Raw genomic sequence first — 15,219 nt, forward strand, 5'->3', positions numbered from 1 at the left:
AGACATTTCGGCTTCATTCATCCCGTCGTCGCGTGGCACGATCCCGGCCCGGGATTGTTGAGCTGTGGTCAGGTCATGCCGCAGCCTCCGATCCCAGGCGGAACTCGGTACCACCGGCCCGCATGCGGTTCAGCACGGCAGCGATCTTGCGCGCGACCGCGACGATGGCGCGCGGGCGACCCTTCGTCTTCATGAGTTTGACGCCCCAGGCCTTCAAACTCGACCAGGTGATCGAGTGCATGAGCATGGCGTTCCCGGCCGCGTAGAGCGTGGCTCGAACATCGGCATCCCCGGCATGTGAGATCCGGCCGGGGTTGTTCGACGATGTCTCGGTCACGTTCGACGAGCGCACCCTGTTGCCGCAGAGGATCTCCCGCAACGGTCAAGAGGAGGACGTCGAGCGCCTGAGTGGCGGCATGCGCGAGCAGCTTTCGGTGCTCACCCGGCTCGCCTTCGCCCGGCTGCTCGCCCGCGACGGCCGGCCGGCGCCGGTCATCTTCGACGATGCGCTCGTCTATTCCGATGACGATCGCATCGAGAAAATGTTCGACGCGCTGCATCGCCAGTCGAGGGACCAGCAGATCATCGTCTTTTCCTGCAGGCAGCGCGCCTTCCAGAAGCTAGGCGGAAACACACTCGCGATGGTCGATTGGGAACCGTAGCGGCTGCGCATTCGATCATTCGCAATGTCCGGTTATAGGCGAGCCTTCAAGTTCAGCTAATGACGCATCGCATCCAGACCAGCGTCCGGCGCTCCCTTCGCGCCGCTGGCTTTGCCATAGCATAAGCGGTCACATATCCGTGAATCGCTCATTGGCAGACCGACGCTTTCCCAAGCGGCTTTGCGTGCCAAGATTCATGAAGTTCGCCTGAATCGGCGGATTTCGATGGGATATGTTCGATCTTTGCGGCTGCTGACGAAACGTGATCGGCCGATCAAGCCCATTGGCGGCGTGCCGCGTCTGAGTTTCAATCCGTTCCAATTCAAAATGGTCCGGCGCGCCATGCGGGCAAGCCGGAGCTTCCGGCGAGGCGCGTTGGCTCTCTCGCCGTCCTGATTGAACCGAACCGGGAGGGTTTACGGTGACGAAGCTGAATGTGAACGGCCGGGCGCTGGACGTCGCGGTTGACGGCGACACGCCTCTGCTCTGGGTCATTCGCGAACAGATCGGTCTTACAGGCACGAAATATGGTTGCGGTGTCGCACAGTGTGGCGCCTGCACGGTGCATATCGACGGCGTCGCCACGCGCTCCTGCGCATTGCCTGTCAGCGCTGTGACGGAAGAGCAGAAGATCGTCACGATCGAGGGACTGTCCCCGGACGGCACGCATCCGATCCAGCAGGCCTGGATCAAGCACGACGTGCCACAATGCGGCTTCTGCCAGAGCGGCATGATCATGACCGCGGCGGCGCTGCTGCAGGCCAATCCGAAGCCGACCGAGGCCGATATCGCCAGCGAGATGACCAATATCTGCCGCTGCGGCACCTATGTGCGCGTCAAGGCGGCCATTCTCGATGTCGCCGCCGGCGGCCAGTTGACCCGCGGTTGAGGGAGGAGGCGATCATGACTGTTTCGACGCAATCGCGCGACTTCCGTCCCTCACGCCGCCATGTCCTTGCCGGTTCAGCTGCTGCCGCCGGCGTCTTCAGCTTCGGCTTCTCGATACCGGCCCTGGCGCAGCAGGGCGGTGTTCCGGAAATCAACGCCTGGGTCGTCGTCCATCCGGACGACAAGGTGGTGATCCGCATCGCGCGCTCGGAAATGGGGCAGGGTACCTTGACCGGCCTCGCCCAGCTCGTTGCCGAGGAATTGAACTGTGACTGGGCGAAGGTCGCCACCGAATATCCGACACCGGGCCAGAACGTCGCTCGCAACCGGGTCTGGGGCAATTTCTCGACCGGCGGCAGCCGCGGCATCCGCGAGTCGCATGATTACGTCCGCAAGGGCGGTGCTGCGGCGCGCATGATGCTGATCCAGGCGGCTGCGAACGAATGGAAGGTGCCGGCGGCCGAGTGCAGCGCCGAGAAGAGCATTATCACGCATAAGGCATCCGGTCGCTCCGTCCGCTATGGCGAGGTCTCTGCCGCTGCTGCGAAGCTGGACGCGCCGAAGGACGTCCCGCTCAAGGATCCGAAGGACTGGACGATCGCCGGCAAGGCGCTGCCGCGCCTCGACACCGCCGACAAGACCAATGGCAAGAAGATCTACGGCATGGATTTCAAGCTGCCGGGGATGCTCAATGCCGCAATCAAGGATTGTCCTGTCTTCGGCGGCAAGGTGAAGAGCTTCGATGCCGCCAAGGTCAAGGGCATGCCGGGCGTCAAGCACGTCCTGCCGGTCGGCGACAGCGCCGTGACGGTGGTGGCCGAGACCTGGTGGCAGGCCAAGACCGCTCTCGACGCCCTGCCGATCGAATGGGACGAGGGGCCACATGCCCAGGTGTCCAGCGAAAGCATCGCCGCGTGGCTGAAGGAAGGGCTGGATGCGCCCGAGGCCGTGGTCGGCAATCAGAACGGCGACGCCAAGGCAGCGCTGGCGGGCGCCGCGCGTATCTATGAGGCGACCTATAGCTATCCGTTCCAGAACCACGCCTGCATGGAGGTGATGAACGCGACGGCTCTCTACACACCGGAAAAATGCGAAGTCTGGACGCCGACGCAGAATGGCGAGGCGGCGCTGGCCGCAACAGCCGAGGCTTCCGGTCTGCCGCTGGCCAAATGCGAGGCTTACAAGATCGACCTCGGCGGCGGGTTCGGCCGGCGCGGTGCGGTGCATGACTGGGTCCGGCAGGTCGTCGAGATCGCCAAGCAGATTCCCGGGACGCCGGTGAAGCTGATCTGGTCGCGCGAGGAGGATATGCTGCACGGGCGCTTCCACCCGATCACCCAGTGCAAGATGAAGGCGGCGCTCGACAAGGACGGTAATGTCACCGGGGTGCATATGCGCATTTCCGGCCAGTCGATCGTCGCGGGCATCTTCCCGCAGAATATCCAGAACGGGCGCGATCCGGCCGTCTTCCAGGGCCTGAACGCTCCGGGCCCCGAAGCCTCGATCGGCTATTCCTTTCCGAACCTGCTGATCGACCATGCCATGCGCAACCCGCATGTGCCGCCGGGTTTCTGGCGCGGGGTCAATCTCAACCAGAACACTGTCTATCTGGAGAGCTTCATCGACGAGATCGCGCATGAGACGGGCAAGGACCCGCTCGAACTCCGCCGCTCGCTGATGAAGAACCACCCCAAGCACCTCGCCGTGCTCAATGCGGCGGCGGAGCGCGCCGGCTGGGGCAAGCCGTTGCCGGCAGGGGTGTTCCGCGGCATCTGTCAGACCATGGGCTTCGGCTCCTATGTCGCGGCAGTGGCCGAAGTCTCCGTCGCCGATGACGGAAAACTCACGATCCACCGGATCGTCGCAGCGACGGATCCCGGCCACGCCGTCAACCCGGCGCAGATCGAGCGGCAGGTCGAAGGCTCCTTCGTCTATGGCCTCTCGGCCGCGCTCTATGGCGAGATCACGATCAAGGGCGGGCGCGTGGAGCAGGAGAATTTCGACACGTACGAGGTGATGCGCCTCGAGGCGATGCCGAAGGTCGAGACGGTGATCGTGCCGTCCGGCGGCTTCTGGGGCGGTGTCGGAGAGCCGACCATCGCGGTTGCCGCGCCCGCTGTGCTGAACGCGATTTTCGCGGCGACGGGCAAGCGCGTACGCTCGCTGCCGCTGAAGAATGCCGACCTCAAGAAGGCGTGAGCGTTTTGCGCGAAGGGCGGGGACGCTCGTCTTCGCCCTACTCGCAATGCAGGCCAGCGCTCTGGAGCCCTTTCGCATCGTCGAAGACACGATCCCCGCCCCGCTGGGCGGGAGGGTCGGGGACGCGGCGCGTGGCGCAGCGCTCGTGAGGGATCGCGAGCGCGGCAACTGTCTGATCTGCCATAATGGCGACGATCCGGCCGAACCCTTCCAAGGTTCGATCGGGCCGCCGCTAAGGGGCGTGGGAGCGAGGCTGGCCGCCGGGCAGATACGCTTGCGGCTGGTCGACATGTCGCGGCTGAATAGTGAGACGGTGATGCCGCCCTATTTCCGCATCGACAACATGCGAGACGTAGCGCCGGCCTATCGGGACCAGCCCGCGCTCTCGGCACAGGAGATCGAGGATGTCGTTTCCTATCTCACCTCGCTCAAGACCGAGTGAGGTGCTCAGCCGCCGGGACATGGTTGCCCTGGCTGCGGCCGGGCTGACGCTGGCCGCGCTTCCTGCGCCAGCTGGTGCAGCGGAGAGCGAGGCGCTGGAGGAACTCGTGCGGCGCGTCACGGACGGGGCAGCGCCGCTCGAAACAGGCGTGAGGCTCGAGATTCCCGCACTGGTCGAGAACGGCAACTCTGTCGATATCCGCATCGCGGTCGACAGCCCGATGACGGAGGCCGCACATGTGCGCTGGATTCACCTTATCGCCGACAGGAACCCGTTCCCCGACATGGCCCGCATCCATTTGTCGCCGCGCTCGGGCCTGGCAGAGGTCGCGACGACCTTGCGCCTCGCCCAGTCGCAGACGGTGGCCGCCGTCGTCGCCCATAGCGATGGACGCTACGCCATCGCCAAGGCGCCGGTGGTGGTGACGCTGAGCGCCTGCATCGATGGAGGCTGAGCCATGTTCAATGCCCGCATTACCGTGCCGCCACAGGCCAAGGCTGGCGAGGCCGTCGAGATCAAGGTGCTGATGCGCCATCCGATGGATCGCGGCGGCCAGTCCGACGGCAAGGGCGGCACCGTGCCGCGCAAAATCCTGAACCGCATGACCGCGACCTATGCTGGGGCGGAGATCTTCCGCTTCGACATGCATACCGGGGTCGCCGCCAATCCGTTCGTCTCCTTCAGGACGCGCGCGGTCGAGACCGGCGACATCGTTTTCGAATGGCGCGAGGATGGGGGCGCGATCTATACGCGAACCGCGCGCCTCACGGTGGTCTGAGCGAGCGCCTTGCGTCTTCCGGTCCTCCTTCTCGGTCTGCTGAGCGTTCTGGCCTCGGCAAGCGCCGATGAGATCGTGTCCGGCAGCACGTTCCTGTCACCGGACCTGCGGCGCCAGCAGGACGATCCAAACCGCAATCCAGCCTGGTTCTGGGTCGATCAGGGCAAAGAGCTTTTCGCTGAAAAGCCAGCGACCGGGCAAGCCTGCCTGGGCTGCCATGCAGATCCTGCGGCGAGCCTGCGCGGCGCCGCAACAAGCTACCCCCAGGTCGACGGGTCAAGCGGCAAGCTGCTCAACCTGGAAGGGCGGATCGAGCAATGCCGGGTCGAGCGCCAGCAGCAGCCCGCTTTCGGCTATGAGAGCGCAGAACTGCTGTCGCTCACCGCCTATGTCGCCTCGCTCTCGCGGGGGCAGCCGATGAGCGTGCGGACCGACGGGCCTGCACGTCCTTTCTACGAGGCCGGCCAGGCCTTCTACGAGCGCCGGCAGGGGCAGCTCAATCTCTCCTGCAAGCAGTGCCATGACGGGTTGGTCGGGCAGAAGCTGCGCGGCGACACGATCAGCCATGGTGCCGGCACGGGCTATCCGGCCTATCGCCTGGAGTGGAACAACGTCGGCTCGCTGCACCGCCGGCTGCGGGCCTGCTCCCTGGGTGTCCGGGCGACGCAGTTCGACTACGGCTCGCCCGAATATCTCGCGCTCGAACTCTATCTCGCCGGCAGGGCCAGCGGGCTGCCGGTCGAGACACCCGCCATGCGGCGGTAAGCTTGCCTAGAGCATCGGCCCGAGAAGTGGGTTGCGGTTTTCGGAGAAAGCCGATGCAAAATCAAAATCTTAGAACATAGGGCTGAATATCGTATTCAGCCCTATGTTCTAGAGCTTCTTGCCGTCCGAGCCGAACTGCTTGAGATAGGCGGTCAGGTCAGCGATTTCCTTGTCGTTCTTGATGCCGGCGAAGACCATCTTCGTGCCGGGCATCTTCGCCTTCGGGTCCTTGATGTACTCGGCGAAGCTGGCATCGTCCCAGGTGATGCCGGCGTTCTTGTTGGCTGGCGAATAACTATAGCCCTCGACGGTGCCGGACTGGCGCCCGAAAACCCCGTTCAACGCCGGGCCGATCACATTCTTTGCAGCCTCACCGACCTGATGGCAGGCCCGGCATTTGGCGAAGGATTTCTCACCCGCGGCGGCATCCTGGGCGCTGACCGATGTCGCGCCGAGCCATGTCGCAGCCAGCAGCGCGGTGGTTGCAGCGATGGTCTTCATCATCTCTCTCGTCTCCAATTCCAATAATTCGAGGATTTGGACCGGCCGGGCTTGCGCGGCATGCGGCGATGGCAGGTTCTCAGGTGAAGATGTCGGCGCTGATCGCCTCGTACCAGGCGACGTTCTCGGCCTGCGTCTGGCGGCGGACCTCGTCGCCTTCGCCAGGCTGGGAGATGAAGGTCTCCACCGCGGCGATGCGCCCGTCCTTGGGCTCGTAGCGACCGCCGACCTTGATGGCGTCGTCCGGGGCGACGAGGCTCCAGCAGGTATTGAAATAGCGCGCCGGAAAGGCCGGGCCGCCGACTAGCTCCGAGCAGACGATCATCGCCGCCACCTTGGCCTGGTTGTTGGCCGAGAAGGCGGATTTGGGCATGTCGCCGGCTATGCAGGCGTCGCCGAGTACGAAAATCGCTGGGTCGACAGTCGATTTCATCGTCGCCGGATCGATCGAGCAATAGCCGCCGGCAGGTGCCAGACCCGCCTCGCGTGCGATCGCGCCTGCCATCTGGGCGGGTATGACGTTGACGAAAGCGCAGTTCTCATAGGTCTCGAAGCCGGTGACTACGGTGCCTTTCGCCGGGTCGACCGACTTGATGCCGTCATGCACACGCGGGCCAAGCCACTCGATCATCGACCCATAGCGCTTCTCCCAATCGGGCATGAAGACACCCTGCTTGGAGAAGCTGTCCTTCGGGTCGAGGATCACGATTCGCGCCTTGGTTCGACCGGTCGTCTTGAGCACGTGGGCGAACATCGATGCGCGCTCATAGGGGCCGGGCGGGCACCGATAGGGATTCGGCGGGGCGATCATCACGATCGTTCCGCCATCGGGCACCGCATCGAGCTTCTCGCGGATCAGTTGCGTTTGCCGGCCCGGCTTCCAGCCATGCGGCATGACCTCCTCGGCAGCCTGAGACCAGCCCGGGACGGAATCGTATTTCAGGTCGATGCCCGGCGAGAGTACGAGGCGATCGTAAGGCAGCCGCGTGCCGTCGGCGAGCAAGACCGCCTTCGTGTCGCGGTCAATCTGGACGGCGCGCTGGCGTGCGAGCGTAATGCCATAGGTCGCCGTCAGCGCGTCATAGCGATGCAGAAGCTGCTCATAGCTCTTCAAGCCGCCGACATAGAGGTTGGAGTGAAAGCAGCTTTGATAAACCTCGCGCTCTTCGACGAGGGTTACAGCGATGGCGCCGCCGCTGTCGCGGGCAATGTATTTGGCGGCCGTCGCACCGCCCGGCCCGCCGCCGACCACGACCACGCGGGCTTTCGCTTGGCCGAGAACGGCAGTGATACCCAATGTCGCTGCGGCTAGAACGGCCCCGGAGCCAGCAACCAGATCACGGCGTGTCGGTCTCATCCGCAGCCTCCGCACGTTCATGGCTTCGGCGAAAGCGCGCCGAAATAGGCGGCGAGCGCGGTCATATCGTCAGGGCTGAGTTTCGCGGCGATGGCCTGCATAACCTGGCCGCCGCGCTCCTTGCGGCCATATGAGGCCAGCACGGCAGCGAATTGGTCTTCCGGCCAGCCGATAATGGCGGGAATGCCGCCGACGCTCTTTCCCGAAAGCTGATGGCAGGCTGTGCATTCAGCCGAAAGATAGCGCCCGAGCACCTCGTTCCCGGCCGCTTCAGCCGGCCCCCATCCGAGCACCAGCGTCACGCCTGCCAGCGCAAGGATGCGCAAGCTACGGCACGCGTTCGGCAGGCCATACCTGCCTGCGGCATGCGCACCGTAGCAGTCGGGGGCGGTCTGCTTCGACATCGGTCGCAGAGTCTCAGAAGCGCCCCGCGGGAGCTAGACCGTCATTGGACAAATTCCGATCAAGGCCGCCTCACGATCGCGTCAACACGAAATGTCTGCTTTCCGAACGGTGCCGAATATCCGCAATTGGCGGGTACCATTGAAAAAGACGCCATTGCTGCGGGTTTGAAGTCCTGATTCAGTTGCCCTCGTGGAGGCGGCGCGATGATGGGCGAACGACAGGTGGCGCAAGAGGCTCTGTTCTGCGAGTTCAGCCTGGAGCGCCACGTCCCGGCCGATCATTGGGTGCGCGCCATCGATCGTTTCGTCGATCTTTCGGAGATCCGCGCGCATCTGCGCCCCTTCTACAGCGAGATCGGCCGGCCCTCGATCGATCCGGATACTGCTCATCGGCTATTGTTTCGGCATCCGCTCCGAACGGCGCCTGTGCGATGACGTGTATCTGAATCTGGCCTATCGCTGGTTCTGCCGAACGGGCCACAGATCAGGGCCGCGTGACGGGAGAAGACGCTCGCCGGCAAATCGCCGCCCCCTGATCGCCTCGCTCGCAGGCCGGCTTTTTCAACGACATCGGCGCGAATCGGAGGTGCATTGCTAGCGAAGGACGGGAGCATCACCATCCAAGACGTTGCCGTGCAGGAGCGAACGTTGGGGTGATTGTTGGGGTGCCGGCCGTCAGACAGGTTCGATTTCTAATCAAATCATCTGCTTAGCGAGGGTAGAGTGGCGGACAGGGCGGGATTCGAACCCGCGATACGGTTTCCCGTATACACACTTTCCAGGCGTGCGCCTTCAACCACTCGGCCACCTGTCCGGCGCGCTGCTTATGACTGCCGGCCCACCATCTTTCAAGGGCCGAGATGCAGTGTTTTGCACAATCCCGGTAAATCGCGTGCGATCGGTTGCGATCTGCGGCCGGCAAGGCCACATCTGGACGCCGGGACGGTTGCGCAGACCGGTGGATGGCGGCGGGAGCTGGATGGTGCGGTTTCTTCTCCGGTTGATCGGTTACCTCTTCGTCGCGGCCGGCTTCGTCGCACTCGTGATCGACGGCGCCCGATCGATCGCCAATGCCGGGTTGCGCTTCACGCCGGTCGGCGAGGTGCTGAGCGCCGTCATCCATGAGCGCTATCAGCTTATCCAGCCGGCGATCGAGCGTAATCTCCATCCCTGGCTTTGGGACCCGCTGTTGCTGAGCCTGATGCGTGCCCCGGCCGCCGCCGCTGCGCTCCTGCTCGGCTTCGCGTTGCTCTGGCTGGGGCGGCGACCCGACGAGATTATCGGCATCGTCACGCGTCGGTGATGGCACGCCCGCGTTTCCGCCCCTGTCCGAACCGGGCCTGGACGCTTACATAGGCGTCGAGCTCGAACGAAACGGAGCCAATGATGTTCTCCCTGCGCAAGAAGACCGAGATTCCGTCCGCCGCCGAGGCACTGCCCGGCCGTGCCGCGGCGATCCCGACGGCCGAGTCCCATTTCGTCAATGGTCGCGCCCTGGCCGGCCCCTATCCCGAGGGAACCCGCAAGGCCGTTTTCGGCCTCGGTTGCTTCTGGGGTGCCGAGCGCAAGTTCTGGCAGAGCGGCGAAGGCATCTGGGTGACCGCCGTGGGCTATGCCGGCGGCTCGACGCCGAATCCGACCTACGAGGAGGTCTGCAGCGGCCTGACCGGGCATACCGAAATCGTTCTGGTCGTCTTCGATCCCGCCAGGATCGCCTATGAGGATCTGCTGAAGATCTTCTGGGAGAACCACGACCCGACCCAGGGCATGCGGCAGGGCGGCGATATCGGCACGCAATACCGCTCGGCGATCTATACCTATGACGCCGAGCAGCAGGCCGCCGCCGAGCATTCGCGCGAAGAGTATGGCAAGGCGCTGGCGGCCGGCGGCTACGGCCCGATCACGACCGAGATCCGCGAGGCGCCGACGCTCTATTTCGCCGAGGATTACCATCAGCAGTACCTGGCCAAGAACCCGGCTGGTTATTGCGGGTTGGGCGGCACCGGCGTCGCCTGTCAGATCGGCCTCGGCGTCGAGGCCTGACGCAACAGGGGAGGCAGCGCCTCCCCTTCTTTTTGCCTAACTGGTTCCTGATATGTTCTTGCGTTGCTGCCAAAGCTTCGCTAGCTTTCCCATGGGGTAGGGGAGCGGGGCCGACATGGTGGCGCGAGTCGCGACGGTGGCGTTCGAGGGCATCGAGGCGCGCGCCGTCGACGTGCAGGTCCAGATCGCGCCGGGCGGCGTCGCCTTCGTCTTGGTCGGGTTGCCCGACAAGGCCGTCGCCGAAAGCCGCGAGCGCGTCCGCGCCGCGCTCCTTGCTTCAGGGCTCGCGCTGCCTGCCAAGCGTGTCACCGTCAATCTCGCCCCGGCCGATCTGCCCAAGGAAGGCAGCCATTACGATCTGCCGATCGCGCTCGCCGTCATGGCTGCGATCGGGGCTATCCCTGCGGACGCCCTCTCCGGCTATGCCGTCCTCGGCGAACTTGCGCTCGATGGTTCGATCGCGCCGGTGGCCGGTGTCCTGCCGGCTGCGATCGCTGCCTATGCGAAAGGGCAGGGGCTGATCTGCCCGGCGGCGTCGGGGCCGGAAGCCGCCTGGGCGGCAGCCGATATCGATATCCTGGCGCCGCGCTCGCTGATCCAGCTCGCGAACCATTTCAAGGGCACGCAGGTCATGGCGAGGCCCGAGCCGGCGGTAGCGCGCCAGGCCGGTCCGCTGCCGGACCTTGCCGACGTCAAGGGCCAGGAAAGCGCCCGGCGCGTGCTCGAGATCGCGGCAGCCGGCGGCCACAATCTCCTTAGGTTGTGACCGATTTGTTGACGAGGCCCATGTCGGCGTCCGATTATGTGGGCATGCAGCCGATCGCCTATTCCTACATCCGGTTTTCTCGCCCCGAGCAACTTCGAGGCGACAGCCTTCGCCGCCAGCTCAAGAACGCCCGAGACTGGGCGGAGAAGCGGGGCGTCGTGCTCGACGACAGCCTCCGCGACCTCGGCGTCAGCGCATATCGTGGCCAGAACAGAACCGAAGGGGCGTTGGCCGGCTTCCTCGCGCTGGTCGAGAGCGGTCGAGTGGCAAAGGGGTCGTTCTTGCTCGTCGAGAGCCTCGACCGCCTGAGCCGTGAGGCGGTGATCGACGTCCTTCCGAGGTTCCTTGAGCTGATCAAGAGTGGCGTCGTCGTCGTGACGCTGATGGACGGGCAGGAATATTCCTCCAAGCGGCTCAAGGAGGACACCAGTCCGCTCTTCATCTCTCTGGTCATCATGACCCGCGCGCATGAGGAAAGCCGAACGAAGGCGAAGCGGCTATCCGAGGCCTGGACGAACAAGCGGGCGCAGGCTGCGGCGACGAAAGCGGTGGTTACGAGCCGCGTCCCGGCATGGCTCAAGGTCGTGAAGGATAAGGACGGCAAGCGCATCGTCCCGATTCCAGAGCGGGTGGAGATCATCCAAAGGATTTTCGCGAGGAGCATCGCCGGACAGGGGAAGTACGCGATCTGCCGCGATCTCAACCAGGAGAAGGTCCCGGCCTTCCGAGCGAAGAAGTGGCAGCCATCTTATGTTTCGAAGGTCATCTCGAACCGCGCGACGATCGGCGAGATGCAGGCTTGGTCCTTCGGTTCGGACGGCAAGCGCCGGCCCGTTGGCGATGCGATCCCCGATTACTATCCGGCTGCGGTGGACGAGCTGACTTGGCAGCGCGCGAACACCGCCAGGGAACGCCGTAACGATAGCGGCGGCCGTCACGGCGATACACGCGTGCCCATCCTGCGTGGGCTGGTACGGTGCAAGGTCTGCGGGGCGCGGATGTTGCACGTGAACAAGGGCCCCGGCCCAAAGGGCGGACGATATCTCTCCTGCTCGGATAGGCGGCGCGGGCTCGAATGTCTCAACGACCGAAACTGGGATCTGGAAGACGTCGAGGAAATCGTACTGAAGGCGATCGGCAGCGGCGAGCTCGCGAAGGTGGCAGAGCCGGAACCGATCGCGGAGGGTCCGACAGAGCAGGATCTCGAAGCCCGGATCGCCCGAGAGACGAAAGCTCGCAAGGCGCTTTTGGATTTGGTCGAGGAGGAGGACGAGGAAGCGAAGGTGCGCTACCGACAATGTGGAGAGCGCATCAAGGAGCTTCGCAAGCAGATCGCCGAGCTACGGCGTCATGACCGCAGAACCGCCTCCGAGCCGACCTGGGCTCAGCGCCAGGAGGCTTTCGCAGGCATCATGGCCGCTCTGGAGGAGGTCGGCGAGGAGAGCCGCGAGCTCAGAACTCGCCTGGCCGCCGAGGTCCGAGGGATCGTCGAGGTAGTGAAGCTGGGCGTCCATTCGATCACGATGACGCGGCGCACGCCGAAGGTCCTTGGCGGCAAGGCGGCGCCGTCCCGCTCGATCGAGGTATTCAACGATCACCCGGACCACATCGTGGAGATGCAGTTGTATGCGGAGGCGGTGGCGGAAAGGCAGGCCGCGGAGAGCACCATTCCCGAGCGCTGGAAGCGGAGCTGATATCACCGCGGCGAAGCGGTGCGCGGTATCCGCAATGGTCACAAAAGTCGACTAAACGGGACGTTATCGGCCGGCACGAAACCGCAATCCACCCACGAAAACGTGCGAAAACGCAGCGATCCAGGTATTTTAAAGGGTGTACCCGAATCGTGCATTCGGACGCACCCCTCGAAAACCCCGACGCCATCGGGGTTTTCGAGGGGTGCGTCGCGTGCGGTAACGAAATGGTCCCGCGATACGGCGGATCGATTCGCCGGAACCATCCCTACGCTGTCCCCGAACCGAGCGGCAGGCAAGAAAAAAGGGCCGGGGAGCGAACTCCCCGGCCCTTCGGAGCCGATCCATCATGCCGCCCGGTCTCGGGGCGGCGCCTCGTCCGTGCCCGCCATCGACTTGCGCTGACGGTCGAAGGCCTCCGCCGGCGATGGCGTCGGCCGCTCCCGACCGGCCTTGCTGTCGCGCCGCGACATGAAGTCCGCCCCGACCGCCGTGCCGTGGACGCCCAGGTGGCAGTAGTGGCGACGGATCGTCGACACGGAGACACCGACGAACAGCGCCGCGTCGTCGATCGAGCAGCCCCGGAGAGCCAGCTGCGTCACGGTCGTGTGGCGCAGCGTGTGGATCGTGATGCCCTTCCGGCCGATCCGCTTGGCGGCCCTGGCGAACTGCCGTTGCAGCGCGCCGTTGCTCGCCAGCTTCACGGAGCCGATCTCAGATCGCTCCTCGGAAAAGGCCTTGACGACGTGCGGGGCACGGCGCCGACGATCGGCATTTCGCCAGACGCGAGCGAGCGACAGCAGCGGATCGGGAAGAAGGACGGACGGACCTTCCTTGTTCGTCTTCAGCGGCTTGCCTCCCGGTGTCTCGACGGGCATCGAACGCCGGCCCGACCGGTGCAGGCGGCGGCGCTCGACGTCGAACCAGCCGAGCTCGTCGTCGGGCACCCAACCGAGGTTGCGGATCACCCCGTTCCGGCTGCCGGTGTAGTAGCCGATCGCGATCGCCCGCTGGAGGTTCAGGCCCCGCGCGGCCGCCGTCTCCCCGAAGTACGAGAAGCTGGCATCGACCACGTTGCGCAAGCGCGTCTCGCCCGTGGCCGGATCGACGAACGACTCGCGGAGCCAGCCGCCCTCGCCCTCCACCCAGACCCATCCGCGCCGCTTGCGGCCCGAGGCGTCCAGATAGTCGCGGATGCGGTGTCCGTCCCCTTGCGGGTCCCAGATCCACCCCCGGCGGGCCGCGACCAGGAGGCGAGTGAACTCCTCCTCGGTCAGGCAATCCTGCCGCGCTTCGGACCGTGGCAGCCGACCGGTGATCGCGCGAGCCTGGATGCCGTTGTCCGTGCAGTAGCGGTTCACGGCGGCGGCCATCTTGCGGATCTCCTGCGCAGCCGTGACCCTGGAGACCGGCTTGCCATGCCGACCGATCTGCTGCCGGCGCTTCTCCATGTAGTCCTTGCAGGACTTGCCGGAGATGTCACCGATGGTAGCGTTCGGGCCGAAATGGGCGCGGATGAGCTGGAGGTCGCGGAGTATCGTCTTGTAGTCGCTGTGACGATGGGGGCGGCCACGATCCCCGGGCTCGGAGGTGACAGCATACTCCAGGAAGATCTCCTCCAGGGGGATCTTCAACGGGTCGCGTTCCGCCTCCGCCTGCCGGACGTCGGCCTCGCGGGCCATCTCGGCCGCGGCCTTTACGACGGCTTCCGGTTCGTCGCCTCGAATGCCCAAGCTCCGCCACTTCCCGTCCTGATGATGGAAGTACCAGGTCCCGTGCTTGCCGCGTTCCTTGCGCAAGCGGTAGTAGGGCGCGGTCCTCGGGCGACCGAGCTTGACCGGCTGGCACGCGGCGGCTGCGACGCTCGCGCGCGCGGCCTCCGCCCGCGAGGCGGCGGCGATACGGGTCTTGCGATGGTGTTGCCGATCCTGATGCATCATGGGAACGATCCTTATCGAGATGGGCAGCGCCCGGCGTCGAGGTGGCGGCGCCGAAAGGCGCTCGCCGGCGAGGTCGGCCCGGCTCGCGCCGGGCCTTGGCCCCGGGCGTCAGCGACGTCCGGGGCGGGTCGTTCGAGATCCGCCTTCGCGAACCTGCGCGACGAGCGCGTCGAATGCGCTCGGCGGCCTCGCCGGCTCGGCCGTAGCCTCCCTGGGCGTCGCCTTGCCCGGGATCGGGCGGCAGACGCTCAGGGACAGCACCGACCGGCGCGTGGTGAGGATCTTCCCGGCGACAATCGTCACCGGCAGCGCGCCGTCCCGAACCGCGACCCTGAGCGAGTGGGTGCTCAAGGGGCCCGCCGGCCAGAACAGGGCGGCGGCTTCGGGCAGCGACATGAGTTCGTCCATGTCCCAGGCAGAGGGGTCCGGACGCGCCTGCACGCGGGCAGGGGCTGACATCGTATTCTCCTTCTCGGTTGGCCCCGGACGCGGCCGAGGCCGCGCCGCGGGCGCCGGGGTTCGACGAAGCCGACATGGCTCCGCCGGCGAGGCCGATGGCCTGCGGGGGGTGTGGTTGGGGATGGTTCGTCGCCCGCAACGGGATGGCGGGCGGTGGCGTCGACGCGTGGGCTCAAGCCCGACCGCGATGGGACGCGGGAGGCTTCAGCGCACGGTCTGGGATATGCAGCGTTTGACCATGGGAAGGCGGACCTCGATCGTAGGCGCACTCATGGCGCCGGGGGCGGAAGCTTCGTCCACTACGAGGAGGTCAGGATGGCCGGC

General features: G+C 65.4%; 15 protein-coding genes, 1 tRNA gene and 3 pseudogenes. 12 read left to right on the forward strand and 7 right to left on the reverse strand.

Annotation, left to right across the window (positions count from 1 at the left end):
• Nucleotides 1–73: 73 nt before the first annotated feature.
• Complete coding sequence (locus Q9235_RS13640; RefSeq protein WP_306222324.1) at nt 74–247, reverse strand: hypothetical protein; 174 nt, start codon at nt 245–247, stop codon at nt 74–76.
• A gap of 67 nt (nt 248–314) precedes the next feature.
• On the opposite strand from Q9235_RS13640, the pseudogene Q9235_RS13645 reads away from it, so the two are divergent.
• The 7 genes and pseudogenes from Q9235_RS13645 to soxA all read left to right on the forward strand — a co-directional run.
• Nucleotides 315–662, forward strand: a pseudogene (locus tag Q9235_RS13645) (ATP-binding protein); the annotation flags it as partial.
• 421 nt (nt 663–1,083) lie between these two features.
• Entirely contained in the window at nt 1,084–1,551 is a 468-nt protein-coding gene (locus Q9235_RS13650; RefSeq protein WP_306222325.1) for a (2Fe-2S)-binding protein, read from the forward strand.
• Between the two features lie 14 nt (nt 1,552–1,565).
• The gene (locus Q9235_RS13655; RefSeq protein ID WP_306222326.1) at nt 1,566–3,749 is read left to right on the forward strand and encodes a xanthine dehydrogenase family protein molybdopterin-binding subunit; all 2,184 of its coding nucleotides are present in this window, start codon (nt 1,566–1,568) and stop codon (nt 3,747–3,749) included.
• Between the two features lie 46 nt (nt 3,750–3,795).
• A complete protein-coding gene (gene soxX, locus Q9235_RS13660; RefSeq protein WP_306222327.1) occupies nt 3,796–4,191 on the forward strand; it encodes a sulfur oxidation c-type cytochrome SoxX in 396 nt (131 codons plus the stop codon).
• A gap of 19 nt (nt 4,192–4,210) precedes the next feature.
• Nucleotides 4,211–4,645 (forward strand): thiosulfate oxidation carrier protein SoxY, encoded by a 435-nt coding sequence (locus Q9235_RS13665; RefSeq protein WP_306222328.1) that lies wholly within the window; start codon nt 4,211–4,213, stop codon nt 4,643–4,645.
• 3 nt (nt 4,646–4,648) lie between these two features.
• Complete coding sequence (locus Q9235_RS13670) at nt 4,649–4,969, forward strand: thiosulfate oxidation carrier complex protein SoxZ (RefSeq protein ID WP_306222329.1); 321 nt, start codon at nt 4,649–4,651, stop codon at nt 4,967–4,969.
• A gap of 75 nt (nt 4,970–5,044) precedes the next feature.
• A complete protein-coding gene (gene soxA / locus Q9235_RS13675) occupies nt 5,045–5,734 on the forward strand; it encodes a sulfur oxidation c-type cytochrome SoxA (protein WP_306222330.1) in 690 nt (229 codons plus the stop codon).
• 108 nt (nt 5,735–5,842) lie between these two features.
• Here soxA and Q9235_RS13680 read toward each other — a convergent pair whose 3' ends face one another.
• From Q9235_RS13680 to Q9235_RS13690, 3 genes are all read right to left on the reverse strand, one after another.
• Entirely contained in the window at nt 5,843–6,235 is a 393-nt protein-coding gene (locus Q9235_RS13680) for a c-type cytochrome (protein ID WP_306228259.1), read from the reverse strand.
• Nucleotides 6,236–6,314: 79 nt separating this feature from the next.
• Nucleotides 6,315–7,592: an NAD(P)/FAD-dependent oxidoreductase gene (locus tag Q9235_RS13685; RefSeq protein ID WP_306222331.1), complete on the reverse strand. Its 1,278-nt coding sequence runs from the start codon at nt 7,590–7,592 to the stop codon at nt 6,315–6,317.
• Between the two features lie 17 nt (nt 7,593–7,609).
• Entirely contained in the window at nt 7,610–7,996 is a 387-nt protein-coding gene (locus Q9235_RS13690) for a c-type cytochrome (protein ID WP_306222332.1), read from the reverse strand.
• A 204-nt stretch (nt 7,997–8,200) separates the two neighbouring features.
• Between Q9235_RS13690 and Q9235_RS13695 the strand changes: the two are divergent.
• A pseudogene (locus tag Q9235_RS13695) lies at nt 8,201–8,474 on the forward strand (transposase); the annotation flags it as partial.
• Nucleotides 8,475–8,720: 246 nt separating this feature from the next.
• On the opposite strand, the gene Q9235_RS13700 reads toward Q9235_RS13695, so the two are convergent.
• A tRNA-Ser gene (locus Q9235_RS13700) sits at nt 8,721–8,810 on the reverse strand.
• 165 nt (nt 8,811–8,975) lie between these two features.
• On the opposite strand from Q9235_RS13700, the gene Q9235_RS13705 reads away from it, so the two are divergent.
• The 4 genes and pseudogenes from Q9235_RS13705 to Q9235_RS13720 all read left to right on the forward strand — a co-directional run bounded on the left by Q9235_RS13705 (nt 8,976) and on the right by Q9235_RS13720 (nt 12,499).
• The gene (locus Q9235_RS13705; RefSeq protein ID WP_306222333.1) at nt 8,976–9,299 is read left to right on the forward strand and encodes a hypothetical protein; all 324 of its coding nucleotides are present in this window, start codon (nt 8,976–8,978) and stop codon (nt 9,297–9,299) included.
• Between the two features lie 83 nt (nt 9,300–9,382).
• Complete coding sequence (gene msrA / locus Q9235_RS13710; RefSeq protein WP_306228260.1) at nt 9,383–10,039, forward strand: peptide-methionine (S)-S-oxide reductase MsrA; 657 nt, start codon at nt 9,383–9,385, stop codon at nt 10,037–10,039.
• Between the two features lie 115 nt (nt 10,040–10,154).
• Nucleotides 10,155–10,796: pseudogene (locus tag Q9235_RS13715) on the forward strand (magnesium chelatase domain-containing protein); the annotation flags it as partial.
• A gap of 29 nt (nt 10,797–10,825) precedes the next feature.
• Nucleotides 10,826–12,499: a recombinase family protein gene (locus tag Q9235_RS13720; RefSeq protein WP_306222334.1), complete on the forward strand. Its 1,674-nt coding sequence runs from the start codon at nt 10,826–10,828 to the stop codon at nt 12,497–12,499.
• 344 nt (nt 12,500–12,843) lie between these two features.
• Here the strand turns inward: Q9235_RS13720 and Q9235_RS13725 are convergent, their stop codons facing one another.
• Both Q9235_RS13725 and Q9235_RS13730 read right to left on the reverse strand, forming a co-directional pair.
• Entirely contained in the window at nt 12,844–14,436 is a 1,593-nt protein-coding gene (locus tag Q9235_RS13725) for a site-specific integrase (protein WP_306222335.1), read from the reverse strand.
• 108 nt (nt 14,437–14,544) lie between these two features.
• Nucleotides 14,545–14,895, reverse strand: a complete 351-nt coding sequence (locus Q9235_RS13730; protein WP_306222336.1) for a hypothetical protein — start codon at nt 14,893–14,895, stop codon at nt 14,545–14,547.
• Nucleotides 14,896–15,219 lie beyond the last annotated feature (324 nt).

This window comes from Bosea beijingensis (assembly GCF_030758975.1).
Lineage (GTDB): Bacteria > Pseudomonadota > Alphaproteobacteria > Rhizobiales > Beijerinckiaceae > Allobosea > Allobosea beijingensis.

Bases quoted from the DNA above. Each gene is read 5' to 3' on its own strand.
- Q9235_RS13690 (WP_306222332.1), bottom strand. From the start codon at position 7,996: ATGTCGAAGCAGACCGCCCCCGACTGCTACGGTGCGCATGCCGCAGGC.
- Q9235_RS13655 (WP_306222326.1), top strand. From the start codon at position 1,566: ATGACTGTTTCGACGCAATCGCGCGACTTCCGTCCCTCACGCCGCCAT.
- Q9235_RS13705 (WP_306222333.1), top strand. From the start codon at position 8,976: ATGGTGCGGTTTCTTCTCCGGTTGATCGGTTACCTCTTCGTCGCGGCC.
- Q9235_RS13685 (WP_306222331.1), bottom strand. From the start codon at position 7,592: ATGAGACCGACACGCCGTGATCTGGTTGCTGGCTCCGGGGCCGTTCTA.
- msrA (WP_306228260.1), top strand. From the start codon at position 9,383: ATGTTCTCCCTGCGCAAGAAGACCGAGATTCCGTCCGCCGCCGAGGCA.
- Q9235_RS13640 (WP_306222324.1), bottom strand. From the start codon at position 247: ATGCTCATGCACTCGATCACCTGGTCGAGTTTGAAGGCCTGGGGCGTC.
- Q9235_RS13670 (WP_306222329.1), top strand. From the start codon at position 4,649: ATGTTCAATGCCCGCATTACCGTGCCGCCACAGGCCAAGGCTGGCGAG.
- soxX (WP_306222327.1), top strand. From the start codon at position 3,796: ATGCAGGCCAGCGCTCTGGAGCCCTTTCGCATCGTCGAAGACACGATC.
- Q9235_RS13730 (WP_306222336.1), bottom strand. From the start codon at position 14,895: ATGTCAGCCCCTGCCCGCGTGCAGGCGCGTCCGGACCCCTCTGCCTGG.
- Q9235_RS13720 (WP_306222334.1), top strand. From the start codon at position 10,826: ATGTCGGCGTCCGATTATGTGGGCATGCAGCCGATCGCCTATTCCTAC.
- Q9235_RS13725 (WP_306222335.1), bottom strand. From the start codon at position 14,436: ATGATGCATCAGGATCGGCAACACCATCGCAAGACCCGTATCGCCGCC.
- Q9235_RS13680 (WP_306228259.1), bottom strand. From the start codon at position 6,235: ATGAAGACCATCGCTGCAACCACCGCGCTGCTGGCTGCGACATGGCTC.
- Q9235_RS13665 (WP_306222328.1), top strand. From the start codon at position 4,211: ATGGTTGCCCTGGCTGCGGCCGGGCTGACGCTGGCCGCGCTTCCTGCG.